This is a genomic window from Streptomyces sp. SolWspMP-5a-2, assembly GCF_900091845.1.
In the GTDB taxonomy this organism is placed as follows: Bacteria; Actinomycetota; Actinomycetes; order Streptomycetales; family Streptomycetaceae; genus Streptomyces; species Streptomyces doudnae.
Map to the genome: position 1 here is coordinate 10,251 of NZ_FMCI01000160.1, position 23,147 is coordinate 33,397.

Here is a 23,147-nt window from a genome sequence, read left to right on the forward strand (position 1 = left end):
ATGACCACGCCCAGCGAAAAAGTTGTCGAAGCTCTCCGGGCCTCGCTCAAGGAGACCGAGCGCCTGCGGCGGCAGAACCGCGAACTCGCCGCCGCGGCCTCGGAGCCCATCGCCGTCGTCGCGATGAGCTGCCGCTACCCCGGGGGCGTCAACTCCCCGGAAGACCTCTGGAACCTCGTCGCCACCGGCACCGACGCCGTCTCCGGCTTCCCCACCGACCGCGGCTGGGACCTGGACGCGCTGCGTGACGCGGGCGTCGACGCCCGCGGCCACGCCGTCAGCCAGCAGGGCGGGTTCCTCGACGGGGTCGCCGACTTCGACGCCGCCTTCTTCGGGGTGTCGCCCCGCGAGGCCGTCTCCATGGACCCGCAGCAGCGCCTCCTCCTGGAGACGTCCTGGGAGGTCGTCGAGCGCGCGGGCATCGACCCGCGCGCCCTGCGCGGCAGCCGCACCGGTGTCTTCGTCGGCACCAACGGCCAGGACTACGCCTACCTGATGATCAGGTCCCTGTCCGACGCCACCGGCGACATCGGCACCGGCATCGCCGCCAGCGCCACCTCCGGGCGCCTCTCCTACACCCTGGGCCTCGAAGGCCCCGCCGTCACCGTCGACACCGCCTGCTCCTCCTCCCTCGTCGCCCTGCACGCCGCCACCCACGCCCTGCGCGCGGGCGAGTGCACCCTCGCCCTCGCGGGCGGCGTCAACGTGATGTCCGCGCCCGGCTCGCTCATGGAGTTCTCCCGCCAGGGCGGCCTCGCGGGCGACGGCCGCTGCAAGGCGTTCGCCGACGAGGCCGACGGCACCGGCTGGTCCGAGGGCGTCGGCGTGCTCCTCCTGGAGCGCCTCTCCGACGCGCGCCGCAACGGCCACCCCGTCCTCGCCGTGATCCGCGGCTCCGCCGTCAACCAGGACGGCGCATCCAACGGCTTCACCGCGCCCAACGGGCCCGCCCAGCAGCGCGTCATCCGGCAGGCCCTCGGCGCCGCCGGACTCACCACCTCCGACGTCGACGCCGTCGAGGCGCACGGCACCGGCACGCCCCTCGGCGACCCCATCGAGGCGCAGGCCCTGCTCGCCACCTACGGCCAGGACCGGCCGGGCGACCAGCCGCTGCTGCTCGGCTCCATCAAGTCGAACATCGGGCACGCCCAGGCCGCCGCGGGCGTCGCGGGCGTCATCAAGATGGTCATGGCGATGCGCCACGGCGTCCTGCCCAGGACCCTGCACGCCGACACGCCCTCCCGGCACGTCGACTGGACCGCGGGCGCCGTGCGCCTGCTCACCGACGCCCAGGACTGGCCGGAGACCGGCCGCCCGCGCCGCGCCGGTGTCTCCTCCTTCGGCATCAGCGGCACCAACGCCCACGTCCTGCTCGAACAGGCCGAGCCCGCCGCGGTCACCGAGACCCCCGCGGAGCCGGTGACCAAGCCCGCCGTCATCCCGTGGCCGGTCTCCGCCCGCACCGAGGCCGCCCTCGCCGACCAGCTGACCCGCCTCGCCGCCGTCTCCGGCACCCCCCTCGACGTCGGCCACTCCCTGGCCACCGGACGCTCCCTCTTCGAGCACCGCGCCGTCCTGCTCGCCGGGCTCGACGGCGTCCCCGCCGAGGCGGCCCGCGGCCACGCCACCGAGCGCTCCCTCGCCGTGCTGTTCTCCGGCCAGGGCTCCCAGCGCCCCGGCATGGGACGCGAGCTGTACGCCCGCTTCCCGGTCTTCGCCGCCGCCCTCGACGAGGTCCTCGCCCTCCTCGACCCGCACCTCGACCGCCCGCTGCGCGACATCATGTTCGCCGACCGGCGCACCCCCGAGGCCGCCCTCCTCGACTCCACCGGCTACACCCAGCCCGCCCTGTTCGCCGTCGAGGTCGCCCTGTACCGGCTCCTCGAATCCCTGGGCGTCGCACCGGAGTCGGTGGCCGGACACTCCATCGGCGAGATCGTCGCCGCGCACGTCGCCGGGGTCCTCTCCCTCGCCGACGCCTGCACCCTGGTCGCCGCCCGCGCCCGCCTGATGCAGCAACTGCCGTCCGGCGGCGCCATGGTGGCCGTCCAGGCGACCGAGGCCGAGACCGCGCCGCGCCTCACCGCGGGCGTCTCGCTGGCCGCCGTCAACGGACCCGACTCCGTCGTCCTCGCCGGTGAGGAGGGCGAAGTCCTCGCCCTCGCCGCCGAGTTCGCCGCCGCCGGCCGCAAGACGCAGCGCCTGGCCGTCAGCCACGCCTTCCACTCGCCGCTGATGGACCCGATGCTCGCGGAGTTCCGCCGCGTCGCCGAGAGCCTCACCTACCACGAGCCGCTCCTGCCGATCGTCTCCAACGTCACCGGCGCCCTCGCCGACGAGCGCCTCCTCGCGAGCCCCGACTACTGGGTCGAGCACGTCCGCGCCACCGTCCGCTTCGCCGACGGCGTCCGCGCCCTCGCCGACGCCGGTGCGAACGCCTTCGTCGAGCTGGGCCCCGACGGTGTCCTCACCGCGCTCGCCCAGCAGACCCTGGAGAGCGCCGACACCGTCGTGGTGCCGGTGCTGCGCAAGGACCGCGCCGAGGAGCGCGCCCTGCTCACCGGCCTCGCCCGGCTGCACGTCGCCGGGGTCTCCGTGGACTGGGCGACCTGCTTCGACGGCACCGGCGCCCGCCGCACCGACCTGCCCACCTACAGCTGGCAGCACGAGCGGTACTGGCCCGTCCTGATGGCCGCCGCCGGGGACGTCAGCGCCGCGGGCCTGGTCTCCGCCGAACACCCGCTGCTCGGTGCCGCCGTCTCCCTCGCCGGGACCGACGGCGTGCTGTTCACCGGACGCCTCTCCGCGCAGACCCACCCCTGGCTGATGGACCACACGGTCGGCGGGATGGCGGCCTTCCCCGCCACCGGCTTCCTCGAACTCGCCGTCCGCGCGGGCGACCAGGTCGGCTGCGACCGGGTCGAGGAACTCACCCTCGCCAAGCCCCTCATCCTCACCGACACCTCCGCCGCCCTCGTCCAGGTCTGGGTCGGCGCCCCCGACAAGTCCGGCGCCCGCCCCGTCACCGTCTACTCGCAGACCGTCGACGACCCCGAGCAGCGCTGGACCGAGCACGCCACCGGCCTCCTCACCACCGGGGAGCGCACCGCCGGGTTCGACGCCCTGGTCTGGCCGCCGCGCGGCGCGGTCGCCGCCGACCTGGAGGGCTTCTACGAGCGCACCGAGTACGGGCCCGTCTTCCAGGGCCTGCGCGCCGTCTGGACCCGCGGCGACGAGGCCTTCGTCGAGGTCGCCCTGCCCGCCCAGGTCGACGACGCCGAGTACTACGGCATGCACCCGGCGCTGCTCGACGCCGCCGTCCAGTCCGTCGGCTTCGCCGGGCTCGGCGACGGCAAGAAGCTCGTCCCGTTCTCCTGGTCCGGGGTCTCCCTGCACGCGGGCGGCGCCTCCGTGGTCCGCGTCCGGGTCGCCCGCACCGGCGAGGACACCGTCTCCATCGCCGCCGTCGACGTCGAGGGTGCCCCGGTGCTCTCCGCCGAGTCGCTGATCCTGCGCGTCCCCTCCGCCCTCCAGGCCCCCACCCTGCACAGCAGCGAGCAGGACGGGCTGCTGCGCCTGGAGTGGGTCCCCGCCCCCGACGGCCCCGCCGCCGACGTCCGCGCGGTCACCCTGGGCGCGGGCGACTTCGCCTGGCCCGCCCCGGTGGCCGACCTCACCGAGGCCGCGACCCACACCCCCGACCTGGTCCTCGTCCCCCTCACCGCCCCCGAGGGCGACACCCCGGCCGCCGTCCACGCCCTCACCGCCCGCACCCTCGACCTGGTCAGGGAGTGGCTGGAGCACGACCCGTCCGGCACCGCCCGCCTGGTGTTCGTGACCCGGGGAGCCGTCGCCGCCGGGTCCGACACCACCGTCCGGGACCTCCCGGCCGCCGCCGCGCACGGCCTCGTCCGCAGCGCCGAGGCCGAGAACCCCGGCCGCTTCGCCCTCCTCGACCTGGACGCCGACGCGCGCCCCCAGGACGTCCTGCCGCAGCTCAACGCCCTGCTGGCGGGCGGCGACGCCCAGTTCGCGGTACGCGACGAGACCCTGCTGGTCGCCCGCCTGGCCCGGCTCACCACCGGCGCGGGACTGCTCCCGGTGCCCGGACTCCCGTGGCGCCTGGACAGCACCGCCCCCGGCAGCATCGACGCCCTCGCCCTCGTCCCCGCCCCCGAGGCGCTCGACGAGCCGGAGGGCCGCAGCGTCCGCGTCGAGGTCCGCGCCGCCGGTCTCAACTTCCGCGACGTCCTCAGCGCCCTCGGCATGTACCCGGGCGAGGCGGGACTCCTCGGCTCGGAGGCCACCGGTGTCGTCACCGCGGTCGGCCCCGACGTCACCGGCCTCGCCGTCGGCGACCGCGTCCTCGGCATGGTGCCCGGCGGCCTCGCCGACACCGTCCTGATCGACGAGCGCTACCTCACGCACGTCCCCGCGTCCTGGTCCGACGACGAGGCGGCCTCGATGCCGCTGGTCTTCCTGACCGCCCTGTACGCCTTCCGTGACCTGGCCGGTCTGTCGGCGGGGGAGAAGGTGCTGATCCACGCCGGTGCGGGTGGTGTCGGCATGGCCGCGATCCAGCTCGCCCGCCACGTGGGCGCCGAGGTGTACGCGACGGCCGGCGAGTCCAAGTGGGACACGCTGCGGTCCATGGGCCTGGACGACGACCACATCGCGTCCTCGCGCGACCTCGGCTTCGCGGACAAGTTCCCGGCGATGGACGTGGTCCTGAACGCGCTCGCGGGCGAGTTCGTGGACGCCTCCCTGCGGATCACCGCGCCCGGCGGCCGGTTCCTGGAGATGGGCAAGACCGACGTCCGCGACCCGGCGTCCGTCGGTGACGTCCGCTACCGCGCCTTCGACCTGGGCGAGGCCGGACCCGACCGGACGGGTGAACTCCTGTCCGAGCTGACGGCGTTGTTCGCCGCGGGGGCCCTGAAGCCGCTGCCGGTGAAGGTGTGGGACGTGCGGCGGGCCCGTGAGGCGTTCCGCTTCATGAGCCAGGCCAAGCACATCGGCAAGATCGTGCTGACCATGCCGACCCGGTGGAACCCGGACGGCACGGTCCTGATCACCGGCGGTACCGGTGGTCTCGGCCGTGAGCTGGCCCGCCACCTGGTCCAGGAGCGCGGTGCCCGTCGTCTGGTGCTGGTCTCGCGCAGCGGTCCGGCCGCCGCGGGTGTCGACGAGTTCCGCGCCGAACTGGCCGGACTCGGCGCCCATGTCGACGTCTCCGCATACGATGTGACGAACCGTCAGGACGTTGTCGAGCTGCTCGCCTCCGTGCCCGCTGAGCACCCGCTGACGGCCGTCGTGCACACCGCGGGTGTCCTCGACGACGGTGTGGTCACCGCGCTCACCCCCGAGCGGCTGGCGACGGTGCTGCGTCCGAAGGTCGACGCCGCCTGGCACCTCCATGAGCTGACGCGCGACCTCGACCTCGCCGCGTTCGTGATGTTCTCCTCCGTCTCCGGCGTCATGGGCAGCCCGGGACAGGCCAACTACGCGGCCGCCAACACCTTCATGGACGCGCTCGCCCAGCACCGCGCCGCAGAGGGCCTGCCCGGCCAGTCGCTGGCCTGGGGCGCCTGGGCGCAGAGCGCCGGCATGACCGGCACCCTCTCCGACGCCGACATGCAGCGCATCGCCGCGTCCGGCGCCGCCCCCCTGCCCGTCGAACGCGGCCTCGCCCTCTTCGACACCGCCACCGGCTCCGACGAACCCCTCGTCGTCCCCATCGGCTCCACCTCGGGCGACAGCCGCGTCCTCGGCTTCGTCCCGCCGCTGCTGCGCAACCTGGTGCGCGGCACCCGCCGCGCCGCCGCGACCGCCGTCGGCGGCGCGAGCACCGCCGCCGACCTCGCCCGCCGCCTCCTCGAACTCCCCGCCGACGACCGGGTCAGGCACGCCGTCGAGCTGGTGCGCGCCGAGGCCGCCGCCGTCCTCGGCCACTCCTCGGCCAAGTCCGTCGAGCCCGGCCGCGAGTTCCGCGAACTCGGCTTCGACTCGCTCACCGCCGTCGAACTGCGCAACCGCCTGACCACCGTCACCGGGCTGCGCCTCACCGCCACCCTGGTCTTCGACTACCCCACCCCGCACGGCCTCGCCGAGCACCTGGTGGCCGAACTCCTCGACGAGCACGGCGAGTCGGGCGCCCCGCTGGTGGCCGCCGACATCGCCGACGACCCGGTCGTCATCGTCGGCATGTCCTGCCGGATGCCCGGCGGCGTCGACACCCCCGACGCGCTCTGGCAGATGCTCGCCGACGGCGAGGACCGCATCACCGGCTTCCCGACCGACCGCGGCTGGGACCTCGACGCCCTCTTCGGCGGCGGCCACGACAACCGGGGCGTCAGCGCCACCCGGCGCGGCGGCTTCCTGCACGACGTCGGCGGCTTCGACGCCGGGTTCTTCGGCATCTCGCCCCGCGAGGCGCTCGCCATGGACCCGCAGCAGCGCCTGCTCCTGGAGACGTCCTGGGAGGCGTTCGAGCGGTCCGGGATCGACCCGGCGGGCCTGCGCGGCTCCGCGACCGGCGTCTTCGTCGGCACCACCGGGCAGGACTACGCCAACCTCGTCATGACCTCACGCGAGGACGTCGAGGGGCACGCGAGCACGGGGCTTGCCACCAGTGTCATCTCCGGCCGCGTCAGCTACGCCCTCGGTCTCGAAGGCCCCGCCCTGACGGTCGACACCGCCTGCTCCTCCTCCCTCGTCGCGCTCCACCTCGCCGCCCAGTCCCTGCGCAGCGGGGAGAGCTCCCTCGCGCTCGCGGGCGGTGTCACCGTCCTGTCGACGCCGATGAACTTCTCCGGCTTCACCCGGCAGGGCGGCCTCGCGGGCGACGGACTCTGCAAGGCGTTCGCGGACGCCGCCGACGGCACCGGCTGGTCCGAGGGCGTCGGCATGCTCGTCCTGGAGCGCCTCTCCGACGCGCGCCGCAACGGCCACGAGGTCCTCGCCGTGGTCCGCGGCTCGGCCATCAACCAGGACGGTGCCTCCAACGGGCTCACCGCCCCCAACGGCCCGTCCCAGCAGCGGGTGATCCGGCAGGCCCTGGCCGGCGCCGGGCTCACCACGGCCGACGTCGACGCCGTCGAGGCGCACGGCACGGGCACCACCCTGGGTGACCCGATCGAGGCGCAGGCGCTGCTGGCCACCTACGGCCGGGACCGGAACCCGGAGCAGCCTCTGCTGCTGGGCTCCATCAAGTCGAACATCGGGCACACCCAGGCCGCCGCCGGTGTCGCGGGCGTCATCAAGATGGTCCTCGCCATGCGCCACGGCACGCTGCCCAAGTCCCTGCACATCGACCGGCCCTCCACCCACGTCGACTGGGAGGCCGGGGCGGTCAGGCTGCTCGCCGAGCACACCGACTGGCCCGACACCGGGCGCCCCTGGCGGGCCGGTGTCTCCTCCTTCGGCCTCAGCGGCACCAACGCCCACGTGATCCTGGAGCAGCCGGAGCCGGACACCGCCGAGGCCCCGGCCGAGGCCGAGCCGGACATCACCCCGGCCGTCGTGCCGTGGCCGGTCTCCGCCCGCACCGAGGAGGCCCTGCCGGGTCAGCTGGAGCGCCTCACCGCGCTCGACGCCTCCCCGCTCGACCTCGGGTACTCGCTGGCCACCGGCCGCACCTCCTTCGAGCACCGCACGGTGCTCCTGGCGACGGCCGACGCGGAGCCCGCCGAGGTGGCCACGGGCCGCGCCGTCGAGCGCTCGCTCGCGGTGCTGTTCTCGGGCCAGGGTTCGCAGCGGGCCGGGATGGGCCGTGAACTGTACGGCCGTTTCCCGGTGTTCGCCCAGGCGCTGGACGCGGTCCTGGCCGGTCTTGACGTCCCGGAGCTGCGGGAGGTGCTGTTCGCGGAGGACGACGAGCGGCTGGACACGACCGGGTACACGCAGCCTGCGCTGTTCGCCGTCGAGGTCGCGCTGTACCGCCTGGTCGAATCCCTGGGTGTGACACCGGAGTTCGTGGCCGGTCACTCGATCGGTGAGATCGCCGCCGCGCATGTCGCGGGGGTGTTCTCGCTGGAGGACGCGTGCGCGCTGGTCTCGGCCCGTGCCCGTCTGATGCAGGAACTGCCGTCCGGTGGTGCGATGGTGGCCGTGCAGGCGACCGAGGCCGAGGTCGCGGAGCGGCTGACGGACGGGCTGTCCGTGGCCGCCGTCAACGGTCCCGACTCCGTCGTGGTCGCCGGTCCGGAGAACGACGTCACCGCGCTCGCGGCCGAGTTCGTCGCCGAGGGCCGTAAGACGCAGCGCCTCTCGGTCAGTCACGCCTTCCACTCGGCCCTCATGGACCCGATGCTGGACGCGTTCCGTGAGGTCGCCGAGGGTCTGACCTACGGCGAGCCGACGATCCCGGTCGTCTCCAACGTCACCGGCGCTCTCGCCACTCCCGGCCAACTCTCCACCGCCGCCTACTGGGTGGAGCACGTCCGCTCCACCGTCCGGTTCGCCGACGGTGTCCGCGCCCTCGCCGACGCCGGTGCCAACGCCTACCTGGAGGTCGGCCCCGGCGGCGTCCTCACCGCCCTCGCCCAGCAGACCCTCGACACGGGCCTCTCCGTGCCGCTGCTGCGCAAGGACCGGGCGGAGGAGACCGCGCTGCTCACCGCGCTGGCCCAGCTCCACACCTCCGGCGTCGACATCGACTGGGCGCGCTGCTTCGACGGCACCGGCGCCCGCCGCGTCGCCCTGCCCACCTACGCCTTCCACCACGAGCGCTACTGGCCGCGCCCGGCCACCCACACCGGTGACGTCACCGGCGCCGGACTCCGCCCCGCCGAGCACCCGCTGCTCGGCGCCGCCACCGCGCTCGCCACCTCCGAGGGCGTCCTGTTCACCGGCCGCCTCTCCCTCACCACCCACCCGTGGCTCGCCGACCACACCGTCGGCGGCGGCCTCGTCCTCTTCCCCGCCACCGGCTTCCTCGAACTGGCCGTCCGCGCCGCCGACGAGGTCGGCTGCGACCGGGTGGAGGAGTTCACCCTCGCCACCCCGCTGCTGCTGCCCGAGGACGCCGCCGTGGTCGTCCAGGTGTGGGCCGGTGCCCCCGACGAGAGCGGCGCCCGCACCGTCAGCCTGTACTCCCGGCCCGCCGACGCCCCCGACGCCCCCTGGACCGAGCACGCGGCGGGCGTCCTGACCGGCGGTGCCGTCACCGCCGTCCTCGACGCGTCGGTCTGGCCGCCGAAGGGCGCGGTCGCCGTCGACCTGGAGGGCTTCTACGACCGCACCGAGTACGGTCCCGTCTTCCGCACCATCCGCGCCGTCTGGAAGCGCGGCGACGAGGCGTTCGTGGAGGCGGCCCTGCCGTCCCAGGCCGACGACGCCGGCTACTACGGCATGCACCCGGCGCTGCTCGACGCCGCCGTCCAGTCCGTCGGCTTCGCCGGACTCGACGACGAGCACAAGCTGCTGCCGTTCCTGTGGGCCGGGGTGTCGCTGCACGCGGGCGGCGCCTCCGTGGTCCGCTTCCGCGTCGCCCGCACCGGCGAGGACTCGGTGTCCATCGCCGCCGTCGACGTCGAGGGCGCCCCCGTCCTGTCGGCGGAGTCGCTGGTCCTGCGGGTGCCCGCCGGGATCGCGGCGCCCGCGGCCCGCCGCACCGAACTGGACTCGCTGCTGCGCCTCGACTGGACGGCCGCCCCGGAGACCCCGGCCGGCCAGGCCACCGAGGCCGCCCGGTACGCCACCGTCGCCGCCCCCGCCGGGTCCGCTCCCGTCACCGCCCTCGCCGGGCTCACCGGCGACGAGACGCTGGTCTGCGTGCCGGTCTCCGGTGACCTCGACGACACCGACCTGCCCGCCGCCACCCAGCACCTCGCCGCGCACGCCCTCGGCCTGGTCCAGGAGTGGCTGGCCGGGGAGCGGTTCGCCGACTCCCGCCTGGTGTTCGTCACCCGCCGGGCCGTGCGGGCCGGTGCGGACGACCGGATCGGTGATCTGGCCGCCGCCGTGGTCTGGGGCCTGGTCCGCGCCGCCCAGTCCGAGAACCCCACCCGCTTCGCCCTGCTCGACCTGGACGCCGACGCCCGCGCCGAGGACGTCCTGCCGCAGCTCCCCGCCCTGCTGGCGGGCGGCGACGCCCAGTTCGTCGTCCGTGACGGCGCGCTCCTCGTCGGACGGCTGGACCGCGCGGTGACCGCGCCGACCCTGCTGCCGCCCGCCGACGGGCCGTGGCGCCTGGACAGCACCTCCCGGGGCAGCCTGGACGCGCTCACCCTGCGCCCGAGCCCCGAGGTGTCCGAGGACCCCGCCGACCGCGAGGTCCGCGTCGAGGTCCGCGCCGCCGGTCTCAACTTCCGCGACGTCCTCAACGCGCTCGGCATGTACCCGGGCGAGGCGGGGCTGCTCGGCGCCGAGGCCGCCGGTGTCGTCACCGCGGTCGGCCCCGGCGTCACGGAACTCGCCGTCGGCGACCGTGTGATGGGCATGGTGCCGGGCGGCCTCGCCACCGACACCCTCATCGACGAGCGCTTCCTGACCCGTGTCCCCGGATCCTGGACGGACGAGGAGGCGGCCTCCGTGCCGCTGGTGTTCCTCACCGCCCTCTACGGCCTCACCGAACTCGCCGGTCTGTCGGCGGGGGAGAAGGTGCTGATCCACGCCGGTGCGGGTGGTGTCGGCATGGCCGCCATCCAGCTCGCCCGCCACCTGGGCGCCGAGGTGTACGCGACGGCCAGCGAGCCCAAGTGGGACACCCTGCGCGGGCTCGGCCTGGACGACGACCACATCGCCTCCTCGCGTGACGTGTCCTTCGCGGACAGGTTCCCGGCCATGGACGTCGTCCTGAACGCCCTCGCGGGCGAGTTCGTGGACGCCTCCCTGCGGATCACCGCGCCCGGCGGCCGGTTCCTGGAGATGGGCAAGACCGACATCCGCGACCCCCGATCGGTCGGTGACGTCCGCTACCGCGCCTTCGACCTCGGAGAGGCAGGACCCGACCGGACGCGCGAACTCCTGGCCGAACTGGTCGAGTTGTTCGACTCCGGTGCGCTGTCGCCGCTGCCGGTGAAGGTGTGGGACGTGCGGCGGGCGCGTGAGGCGTTCCGCTTCATGAGCCAGGCCAAGCACATCGGCAAGATCGTGCTGCGGCTCCCGACCCGCTGGAACCCCGACGGCACGGTCCTGATCACCGGCGGTACCGGTGGTCTCGGCCGTGAGCTGGCCCGCCACCTGGTCCAGGAGCGCGGTGCCCGCCGTCTGCTGCTGGTCTCGCGCAGCGGTCCGGCCGCCGCGGGTGTCGACGAGTTCCGCGCCGAACTGGCCGGACTCGGCGCCCATGTCGACGTCACCGCGTGTGATGTGACGAACCGTCAGGACGTCGTCGAGCTGCTGGCGTCCGTGCCCGCTGAGCACCCGCTGACGGCCGTGGTGCACACCGCGGGTGTTCTGGACGACGGTGTGGTCACCGCGCTCACCCCCGAGCGGCTGGCGACGGTGCTGCGTCCGAAGGTCGACGCCGCCTGGCACCTGCACGAGCTGACCCGGGGTCTCGACCTCGCCGCGTTCGTGATGTTCTCCTCCGTCTCCGGCGTCATGGGCAGCGCCGGGCAGGCCAACTACGCGGCCGCCAACGTCGTCCTCGACACCCTCGCCCAGCACCGCGCCGACGAGGGCCTGCCCGGCCTCTCGCTGGGCTGGGGCGCCTGGGAGCAGACCGCCGGCATGACCGGCACCCTCTCCGACGCCGGGATGCGCCGCATGACGGCCTCCGCCGCGCCGCCCCTCACCGTCGCGCAGGGCCTCGCCCTGTGGGACGCGGCCACCGTCTCCGCCGAGCCGTACCTGGTGCCGATCGGCGCCTCGGGCGACAGCCGGATGCCCGGCGAGGTCCCGCCGCTGCTGCGCAACCTGGTGCGCGGCACCCGCCGCGCCGCCGCGACCGCCGTCGGCGGCGCGAGCACCGCCGCCGCCGTCACCCGCCAACTCCTCGACCTGCGCGAGGAGGAGCGGCTGCGCTTCGCCGTCAACCTGGTCCGCGGCGAGGCCGCACCGGTCCTCGGCCACTCCTCGACCAAGGCCATCGACGCCGACCGCGACTTCCACGACCTCGGCTTCGACTCGCTCACCGCCGTCGAACTGCGCAACCGGCTCACCGCCGCCACCGGACTGCGGCTGCCCGCCACCCTCGTCTTCGACTACCCGACCCCCACGGTCCTCGCCGAACACCTGGTCTCCGCGCTCCTCGACGAGGAGCGCAAGACCGGCGCGGCCGGGCCCGCCGTGGTCGCCACGGCCGTCGCCGAGGACCCGATCGTCATCGTCGGCATGGCCTGCCGGATGCCCGGCGGCGTCAGCTCTCCCGAGGAGCTGTGGCAGCTCGTCCTGGACGGCGAGGAGGGCATATCCGCCTTCCCGACCGACCGCGGCTGGGACCTCGACACCCTCCAGCGCGGCGGCGAGAGCGGCCACGGCCGCAGCGCCACCTCCGAGGGCGGATTCCTCTACGACGTCGCCGACTTCGACGCCGGGTTCTTCGGCATCTCGCCCCGCGAGGCGCTCGCCATGGACCCGCAGCAGCGGCTGCTCCTGGAGACGTCCTGGGAGGCGTTCGAGCGGGCCGGGATCGACCCGGCCACCATGCGCGGCAGCCGGACCGGTGTCTTCGTCGGCACCAGCGGCCAGGACTACACCACCCTGGTCATGAACTCCCGCGAGGACGCCGAGGGCCACGCCCCCACCGGCCTCGCCACCAGCGTCATCTCCGGGCGCCTCTCCTACACGTTCGGCCTGGAGGGCCCGGCGGTCACCATCGACACCGCCTGCTCCTCCTCGCTGGTCGCCCTGCACTGGGCCGCGCACGCGCTGCGCTCCGGCGAGGCCGACCTGGCGCTCGCGGGCGGCGTCACCGTGATGTCCACCGCCATGGGCTACGCCGGATTCACCCGGCAGGGCGGTCTCGCGGGCGACGGCCGCTGCAAGGCGTTCGCCGACGCGGCCGACGGCACCGGCTGGTCCGAGGGCGTCGGCATGCTGGTCGTCGAGCGGCTCTCCGACGCCCGCCGCAAGGGGCACCCGGTGCTCGCGGTGCTGCGCGGCTCCGCCGTCAACCAGGACGGCGCCTCCAACGGGCTCACCGCCCCCAACGGCCCGTCCCAGCAGCGGGTGATCCGGCAGGCGCTGGCCAGTGCCGGGCTCACCACGGCCGACGTCGACGCCGTCGAGGCGCACGGCACGGGCACCACCCTGGGTGACCCGATCGAGGCGCAGGCGCTCCTGGCCACCTACGGCCAGGACCGGCCCGAGGACCGGCCGCTGCTGCTGGGCTCCATCAAGTCCAACATCGGCCACGCGCAGGCCGCCGCCGGTGTCGCGGGCGTCATCAAGACCGTCATGGCGATCCGGCACGGCGTCCTGCCCAAGTCCCTGCACATCGACCGGCCCTCGACCCACGTCGACTGGACCGAGGGCGAGGTGCGCCTGCTGACCGAGACCACCGAGTGGCCCGAGACCGGGCGCCCGCGCCGGGCCGCCGTGTCCTCCTTCGGCATCAGCGGCACCAACGCGCACACCATCATCGAGCAGGCACCCGACGCACCCCAGGAGCCCGCTCCCGCCACCGCGCCCGGCACGGCCCCGGCCGCCGCGTGGCCGGTCTCGGCGAAGTCCCCCGAGGCCCTGGACGCCCAGCTCGCCCGGGTCACGTCCGTCACCGGGGTCACCCCGCTGGACATCGGCCTCTCGCTCGCCACCGGCCGGTCCTCCTTCGAGTACCGCGCGGTGCTGCTCGCGACGGCCGACGCGGAGCCCGCCGAGGTGGCCAGGGGCCGCGCCGTCGAGCGCTCCCTCGCCGTCCTCTTCTCCGGTCAGGGTTCGCAGCGGGCCGGGATGGGCCGTGAACTGCACGCCCGCTACCCGGTGTTCGCCCAGGCGCTGGACGCCGTCCTCGACGGTCTGGACGTCACCGGACTGCGCGAGGTGCTGTTCGCCGAGGAGGGCTCCGAGCAGGCCGCCCTCCTCGACACCACCGGGTACACGCAGCCCGCTCTCTTCGCCGTCGAGGTCGCCCTCTACCGGCTCCTCGAATCCCTGGGTGTGACGCCGGAGTTCGTGGCCGGTCACTCGATCGGTGAGATCGCGGCCGCGCATGTCGCCGGGGTGTTCTCGCTGGAGGACGCGTGCGCGTTGGTCTCGGCCCGTGCCCGTCTGATGCAGGAACTGCCGTCCGGTGGTGCCATGGTGGCCGTGCAGGCGACCGAGGCCGAGGTCGCGGAGCGGCTGACGGGCGGGCTGTCCGTGGCCGCCGTCAACGGCCCGGAGTCCGTGGTCGTCGCCGGTCCGGAGAACGACGTCACCGCGCTCGCGGCCGAGTTCGTCGCCGAGGGCCGCAAGACGCAGCGCCTCTCGGTCAGCCACGCCTTCCACTCGGCGCTCATGGACCCGATGCTGGACGCGTTCCGTGAGGTCGCCGAGGGTCTGACCTACGGCGAGCCGACGATCCCGGTCGTCTCCAACGTCACCGGCGCTCTCGCCACCCCCGGCCAACTGAGCACCGCCGCCTACTGGGTGGAGCACGTCCGCTCCACCGTCCGGTTCGCCGACGGCGTCCGCGCCCTCGCCGACGCGGGTGCCAACGCCTTCCTGGAGGTCGGCCCCGGCGGCGTCCTCACCGCCCTCACCCGGCAGACCCTCGACGCCCTCGACCCCGCCGACACTGACGCCCCGGTCGCCGTGCCCGCGCTGCGCAAGGACCGCGGCGAGGAGGCCGCGCTGCTCACCGCGCTCGCCGGACTCCACGTCACCGGCGTCCGCGTCGACTGGGCCGCCGCCCTCGACGGCACCGGCGCCCGCCGCGTGGAACTGCCCACGTACGCCTTCCAGCGCTCCCGCTACTGGCCCGACACCCGGCGCCACGCCACCGGCGGCACCGCCGACCCCCTCGACGGCGCCTTCTGGACCGCCGTCGAGGGCGAGGACCTCACCAGCCTCGCCGCCGACCTGGCCGTGGACACCGACGCCCTCGGCGCCGTCCTGCCCGCCCTCTCCACCTGGCGGCGCAGGCGCCGCGACCAGGCCATGGTCGACTCCAACCGGCACCACGAGACGTGGAAGCCGCTCTCCCTGCCCGCCACCGCGCCCGCGCCCACCGGCACCTGGCTCGCCGTGGTGCCCGCCGCGCACGCCGACGACCCGTGGACGTCCGCCGTCCTCGACGCCGTCGGCACCGGCGGCGCCGACCTCGTCCGCCTCACCGTGGACACCGTCGAACGCGACGCCCTCGCGGCCAGGCTGCGCGCCCTCGCCGCCGACGGCACCGCTCTCGCCGGCGTGGTCTCCCTGCTCGCCGTCGCCGACTCCACCGAGAACCCCGACACCGCCGCGGTCCCGACCGCCGTACTGGTGCAGGCACTGCTGGACGCCGAGGTCGGCGCCCCGCTCTGGGCCCTGACCAGGGGCGCCGTCACGGTCGCGGGCACCGAGGCCGTCACCGCCCCCGCACAGGCCGCCGTCTGGGGCCTCGGCCGGGTCGCCGCGCTCGAACACCCCGCCGTGTGGGGCGGTCTCGTCGACCTCCCCGCCGACCTGGACGAGCGGGCCGCCCGCCGGTTCGCCGCCGTCCTCGCCGGACACGACGGCGAGGACCAGGTCGCCGTCCGCGCCTCCGCCGTCTTCGGCCGCAGGCTCGTCCCGGCGACCGAGACCGCGCCCGACGCGGGCTGGCAGCCGCGCGGCACCGTCCTCGTCACCGGCGGCACCGGCGGCCGGGGCGCCCACGTGGCGCGCTGGCTGGCCGGAGCGGGCGCCGAACGCCTGGTGCTCCTCGGCCGCCGCGGCCCTGACGCCCCCGGCGCCGACGCCCTGCGCGCCGAACTCACCGACCTGGGCGCCCACGTCACCCTGGTCGCCTGCGACGCCGCCGACCGCGACGCCCTCGCCGCCGTCCTCGCCGCCGTCCCGGACACCACCCCGCTCACCGCGGTCGTGCACGCGGCCGGTGTCGTCGACGACGGCGTCCTGGACGACCTCACCCCCGACCGGTTCGCCGCCCTGCACCACGCCAGGACCGCGCCCGCCCTCCACCTGGACGAGCTGACCCGCGACCTCGACCTGGACGCGTTCGTCCTCTGCTCGTCCGTCGCCGGGACCATCGGCACGGCCGGCCGCGCCAACCTCGCCGCCGCCACCGCCGTCCTCGACGCGCTCGCCCGGCGCCGCCGCGCCGCCGGACTGCCCGCCACCGCCATCGGCTGGGGCGCCTGGATCGGCGACGACGCCCCGGCACAGCGCCCCCAGCAGACGGGCGCGGGACACCCCGCCGTCCACCCCGATCTGGCGCTCGCCGCGCTCCGCCAGGCCGTCACCAGGCCCGAGGCGGCCCCGGTCCTCTTCGACCCGCGCCAGCCGCAGGTCCTGGACGGGCTGATCGGGATGCGCGGCAACGCCCTGCTGCGCGACCTGCCGGAGGCCAGGCAGGCCCTGGCCGACGCCGAGAACACCCGTGACCGGACCAGGACCGCCGCGTCCGGGCTCGCCGAACGGCTGCGCCCGCTGCCCGCCGACGAGCGCGCCGGACTCCTCACGGACCTGGTGCGCACCCACGCGGCGGCCGTCCTCGGCCACCCGGGACCGGAGGCCGTCGCCCCCGACAGGAACTTCCGCGACCTCGGCTTCGACTCGCTCACCGCGATCGAACTGCCCAACAGGCTCGCCCTCGCCACCGGCCTGCGGATGCCCGCCACCACGGTCTACGACTACCCGACCGCCAAGGCGCTCGCCCAGCACCTCGTCACCGCGCTGCTCGGCGAACCCGACACCCGGGGCGCCGACCCGGCGACCGCCGCGGCGCTGGCCGAGGACCCGGTCGTCATCGTCGGGATGGCCTGCCGGCTGCCCGGCGGGGTCCGCTCCCCGCAGGACCTGTGGGCGATGCTCAGCGAGGGCCGCGACGGCGTCGAGGCGTTCCCCGAGGACCGCGGCTGGGACCTCGCGACCCTGACCAGCGGCGGCGCCGACGGCCGCGGCCGCAGCGCCACCCTGCGCGGTGGATTCCTCTCGGGCGCCGCCGACTTCGACGCCGCGTTCTTCGGGATCTCCCCGCGCGAGGCGCTCGCCATGGACCCGCAGCAGCGCCTCCTCCTGGAGACCACCTGGGAGGCGTTCGAGCGCTCCGGCATCGACGCCGACGGGCTGCGCGGCAGCCGCACCGGTGTCTTCGTCGGCACCAACGGCCAGGACTACTCCACCCTCGTCATGAACTCCCGCGAGGACCTGGAGGGCCACGCCGGTACCGGCCTCGCCGCGAGCGTCGTCTCCGGGCGGCTCGCCTACACCTTCGGGCTCGAAGGCCCGGCGGTCACCGTCGACACCGCCTGCTCGTCCTCGCTGGTCGCCCTGCACTGGGCGATGCAGGCGCTGCGCGCGGGCGAGTGCGACCTCGCCGTCGCGGGCGGCATCACGATGATGAGCACGCCGTCCAGCTTCTCCGGCTTCACCCTCCAGAACGGCCTGTCCACCGACGGCCGCTGCAAGGCGTACGCCGACGCCGCCGACGGCACCGGCTGGTCCGAGGGCGTCGGCCTGATCGTCGTCGAACGGCTCTCCGACGCGCGCCGCAACGGCCACGAGGTCCTCGCCGTGGTCCGCGGCTCGGCCATCAACCAGGACGGCGCCTCCAACGGCCTCACCGCCCCCAACGGCCCGTCCCAGCAGCGGGTGATCCGCCAGGCCCTGGCCAGCGCCGGACTCACCACCTCCGACATCGACGCCGTCGAGGGCCACGGCACCGGCACCCCGCTCGGTGACCCGATCGAGGCGCAGGCGCTGCTGGCCACCTACGGCCAGGACCGCCCGGAGGACCGGCCGCTGCTGCTGGGCTCCATCAAGTCCAACATCGGCCACACCCAGGCCGCCGCCGGTGTCGCCGGCATCATCAAGACGGTCATGGCGATGCGCAACGGCGTCCTGCCGCGCACCCTGCACGTCGACCGGCCCTCCACGCACGTCGACTGGGAGGCCGGGGCGATCCGGCTGCTCACCGAGGAGTCCGCGTGGCCCGAGACCGGGCGCCCCTGGCGCGCGGGCATCTCGTCCTTCGGCATCAGCGGCACCAACGCGCACACCATCATCGAGCAGGCGCCCGAGGCACCGGAGGAGCCCGCGACGCCCGCCGCCCCCACGGTCACCCCGACCGTCGTGCCGTGGCCGGTCTCCGCCAAGTCGGAACAGGCCCTGGACGCGCAGGCGTCGGCCGTCACCGCCCTCACCACCGCGGACCCGCTCGACCTGGGCTTCTCGCTCGCCACCGGACGGGCCCTGTTCGACCACCGCGCGGTGCTCCTCGCCGGACCCGGCGGCGCGCCCGTCGAGGCCGCCCGGGGCCGCGCAGCCATCCGCTCCCTCGCCGTCCTCTTCTCCGGCCAGGGTTCGCAGCGGGCCGGGATGGGCCGTGAACTGCACGCCCGCTTCCCGGTGTTCGCGGAGGCGCTGGACGCGGCGCTGGCCCGTCTGGACGTCCCCGAGCTGCGGGAGGTGCTGTTCGCCGAGGCCGACGAGCGGCTGGACACGACCGGGTACACGCAGCCCGCGCTGTTCGCCGTCGAGGTCGCCCTCTACCGCCTGGTCGAATCGTGGGGCGTGCGCCCGGAGTTCGTGGCCGGACACTCCATCGGCGAGATCGCGGCCGCGCACGTCGCCGGGGTGTTCTCCCTCGACGACGCGTGCGCGCTGGTCTCGGCCCGTGCCCGCCTCATGCAGGAACTGCCGTCCGGCGGTGCCATGGTGGCCGTCCAGGCGACCGAGGCGGAGATCGCCGGTCGCCTGACCGACGGGATCGCGCTCGCCGCCGTCAACGGGCCCGACTCCGTGGTCGTCGCCGGTGACGAGGCCGAAGTCCTCGCGCTCGCGGCCGAGTTCACGGCCGAGGGCCGCAAGACGCAGCGCCTCTCGGTCAGCCACGCCTTCCACTCGCCGCTGATGGACCCGATGCTCGACGCCTTCCGCGCCGTCGCCGAGAGCCTCACCTACGCCGAGCCGAAGATCCCGGTCGTCTCCAACGTCACCGGCGCCCTCGCCGAAGCCGGGCAGCTCACCGACCCCGGGTACTGGGTCGGCCACGTCCGCTCCACCGTCCGCTTCGCCGACGGCGTCCGCGCCCTCACCGGGACCGGCGCCAACGCCTTCCTGGAGATCGGTCCCGGCGGTGTCCTCACCGCCCTCACCCAGCGCGTCCTGGACGACGGGGGACACGACGAGGCCGTCGTCCTCCCGGCCCTGCGCAAGGACCGCGACGAGGAGACCGCGCTGCTCACCGCGCTCGCCGGACTCCACGTCAGCGGCGTCCGCGTCCGCTGGAGCGACTGGTTCGAGGGCACCGGCGCCCACCGCACCGACCTGCCCACCTACGCCTTCCAGCGCGAGCGGTACTGGCCCCGCCCGGCCGCCCTCACCGGCGACATCAGCACGGCAGGACTGATCTCCGCCGAACACCCGCTGCTCGGCGCGGCCGTACCGCTCGCCGACTCCGAGGCCGCCCTCTTCACCAGCCAGATCTCCCTCCAGGTGCACCCCTGGCTGCTCGACCACAAGGTCGGCGGCACGGTCATCATGCCCGGCACCGGCTACCTGGAGATGGCGGTCCGCGCCGCCGACCAGGTCGGCTGCGGCCGGGTCGAGGAACTGGTCCTCGCCGCCCCGATGGTCCTCGACGCGAAGGTCCCCACCTCCGTCCAGGTCGTCATCGGCGCCCCCGGCGACGACGGCTCCCGCACCATCACCTTCTACTCCCGGCCCTCCGACGTCGTCGAAGGCCCCTGGTCCCGGCACGCCGACGGCCTCCTCGCCGTCGAGGAGCGCACCGACACCTTCGAGGCGCCCGTCTGGCCGCCCGCCGACGCCGTCTCCGTCCAGTTCGACGGCGACTACAGCCGCACCGAGTACGGGCCCTCCTTCCACGGCCTGCGCCAGGTGTGGATCCGCGGCGAGGAAGCCTTCGCCGAGGTCTCCCTGCCCGACGACGTCGCCGGTGACGCCCAGTACTTCGGGATGCACCCGGCGCTCCTCGACGCCGTCCAGCACGCCAACGGCTACCTCGGCGTCGGCAGCGCCGAGAACCCGCTGCTGCCGTTCGCCTGGAACGGCGTCTCCCTGCACGCCCGGGGCGCCACCACGCTCCGGGTGCGCATCCAGCGGCTCGGCGACGAGTCGGTGCGGGTGACCGCGGCCGACGCAGAGGGCGCCCCGGTGCTCTCCGCCGAGTCGCTGGTGCTGCGCGCGCCCACCGTGCCCAGCGCCCCGGTCGCCACCGGCGGCCAGGAGCCGGTCTTCCGCCTCGACTGGACGGCCGTGCCCGAGGTCAAGCCCACCGAGGGCCTGACCGCCGGCACCCTCGGCGGCGACCTCCTCGGCACCACCCTGGCCTCCCTCGCCGACCTCACCGGCCCCGACGGGGACACCTCCGGCGCCCCCGACTTCGTCCTCGTCCCGCTCACCGGAGCGGGCGCCGACGACCTGTACGGGCCCGGCCAGGACGTCCCGGGCGCGGTCCACGCGCTGACCACCCGCACCCTGGACCTGCTCCAGGGGTGGCTGGCGACCGACCGGATCGACCACGCCCGGATGGTCTTCGTCACCCGCGGCGCGATCGCCGCCACCGACACCGAGACCGTCCGCGACCTCGCCGCTGCCGCTGCCTGGGGCCTGGTGCGCTCCGCGCAGTCCGAGAACCCCGACCGGTTCGTCCTGCTCGACCTGGACACCACCGGCACCCCGGACACCCAGGACGCGCTGCGCGCCCTGCTGCCCGACCTGCCGGGACTCCTCGCCACCGGGGACGCCCAGTTCGCCGTCCGGGACGGCGCCCCGCTCGTCGGCCGCCTGGAACGGCTCACCACCGCGCCCGGCCTGCTCGCCCCGGCCCATGTGCCGTGGCGCCTGGACACCACGGGCAAGGGCAGCCTCGACAACCTGGTCCTCGCCCCGTGCCCCGAGGTCCTCGCACCGCTCGGCGCGGACGAGGTCCGGGTCGCCGTGGACGCCACCGGCGTCAACTTCCGCGACGTCCTCAACGCGCTCGGCATGTACCCGGGCGAGTCGGGCCCGATGGGCACCGAGGCCGCGGGCGTGGTCACCGGGATCGGCGAGGCCGTCACCGGGCTCGCCGTCGGCGACCGCGTCCTGGGCACCGTCGGCGGCGGCTTCGGCCCCGTCGTCGTCGCCGACCAGCACTACCTGGCCCGCGTGCCCGACGGCTGGACCCAGCGCGAGGCGGCCTCCGTGCCGCTGGTGTTCCTCACCGCCCTGTACGCCTTCCGCGACCTGGCCGGTCTGTCGGCGGGGGAGAAGGTGCTGATCCACGCCGGTGCGGGTGGTGTCGGCATGGCCGCCATCCAGCTCGCCCGCCACCTGGGCGCCGAGGTGTACGCGACGGCCAGCGAGGGCAAGTGGGACGCCCTGCGGTCCATGGGCCTGGACGACGACCACATCGCGTCCTCCCGCGACCTCGGCTTCGCGGACAAGTTCCCGGCCATGGACGTGGTCCTGAACGCCCTCGCGGGCGAGTTCGTGGACGCCTCCCTGCGGATCACCGCCCCCGGCGGCCGGTTCCTGGAGATGGGCAAGACCGACATCCGCGACCCGCGCTCCACGGGCGACGTCCGCTACCGCGCCTTCGACCTCGGCGAGGCCGGACCCGAGCGCAACAAGGCACTCCTCGGGGAACTCCTCGAACTCTTCGCCGAGGGCGCGCTGTCGCCGCTGCCGGTGAAGGTGTGGGACGTGCGGCGGGCCCGTGAGGCGTTCCGCTTCATGAGCCAGGCCAAGCACATCGGCAAGATCGTCCTGACCATGCCGCCGCGCTGGAACCCGGACGGCACCGTCCTCATCACCGGCGGCACCGGCGCGCTCGGCGGACACCTCGCCCGCCGCTTCGCCGCCGCCGGGATGCGCCACCTGCTGCTCACCAGCAGGCGCGGCGCCGACGCCCCCGGCGCCGCCGAACTCACCGCCGAACTGCGGGAGCTGGGCGCCGAGGCCACCGTCGTCGCCTGCGACACCAGCGACCGGGACGCCACCGCCGCCATGATCGCCGCGGTGCCCGGGGCCCACCCGCTCACCGCGATCGTGCACACCGCGGGCATCCTGGACGACGGCATCATCGCCTCGCTCTCCCCGGAGCGGCTCGCCGACGTCCTGCGGCCCAAGGTGGACGCCGCCTGGCACCTGCACGAGCTGACCCGGGACCTGGACCTCGCCGCGTTCCTGCCCTTCTCGTCCATCGCGGGCGTCATGGGCAGCCCCGGCCAGGGCAACTACGCCGCCGCCAACTCCTTCCTGGACGCCCTCACCCGCCACCGCCGCGAACTCGGCCTCACCGGCACCTCGCTGGCCTGGGGACCGTGGGCCCACGACGGCGGCATGACCAGCACCCTCTCCGACACCGACATGCGCCGCATGCAGTCGGGCGGCCTCCCGCCGCTGCCCGTCGAGCAGGGTCTCGAACTGTTCGACATCGCGCGCGGCTCCGACGAGACGTTCCTCGTCCTGGTCGGTCTCGCCGCGGGCGCCATGCGCGGCGCCGCCATCGAGGACCTGCCGCCGCTGTTCCGCTCCATGGTCCGCAGCGGCCGGCGCACCGCCGCCGCCACCGACGCGGCCGGAGCCTCCGCCGCGCTCGGCGCCCGGCTCGCCGAACTCGGCGCGGCCGACCGCGTCCGGCACGTCACCGACCTGGTCCGCGAGCAGGCCGCCCGGGTCCTCGGCCACGCCTCCCCGAAGTCCGTCGACATCACCCAGGAGTTCCGCGACCTCGGCTTCGACTCCCTGACCGCGCTGGAACTGCGCAACCACCTCTCCACCGCGACCGGACTGCGCCTGCCGGCGACGCTGGTCTTCGACTACCCGACCCCGACGTCGCTCGCCGAGCACTTCGTCTCCGAGCTGGTGGGCGACGACACCCCGCAGGGGCCGTCGCTCCTCACCGAACTCGACCGGCTCGAAGCGCTGTTCGCGGCGGGCGACCCGGACGAGATCACCCGCGCGGGCCTCGCCCTGCGCCTCGGCCAGATGCTGGACAAGGTACGCGGCGCCGCCCCGGAACCGACCCACTCGTCCGTCGACGACGACTTCGAATCGGCCAGCGCCGACGACGTCTTCGCGTTCATCGACAACGAGCTGGGCCGGCTGGGCGACCGCTGAGACGA

General features: G+C 75.0%; 1 protein-coding gene. It reads left to right on the top strand.

Features of this window, described 5'->3' with window-relative positions:
• Window positions 1-23,142 carry a type I polyketide synthase gene (locus tag GA0115242_RS16705; RefSeq protein ID WP_093829180.1) on the top strand — a complete coding sequence of 7,714 codons (23,142 nt, stop codon included), beginning with the start codon at window positions 1-3 and terminating at the stop codon, window positions 23,140-23,142.
• Window positions 23,143-23,147 lie beyond the last annotated feature (5 nt).

Bases quoted from the DNA above. Each gene is read 5' to 3' on its own strand.
- GA0115242_RS16705 (WP_093829180.1), top strand. From the start codon at position 1: ATGACCACGCCCAGCGAAAAAGTTGTCGAAGCTCTCCGGGCCTCGCTC.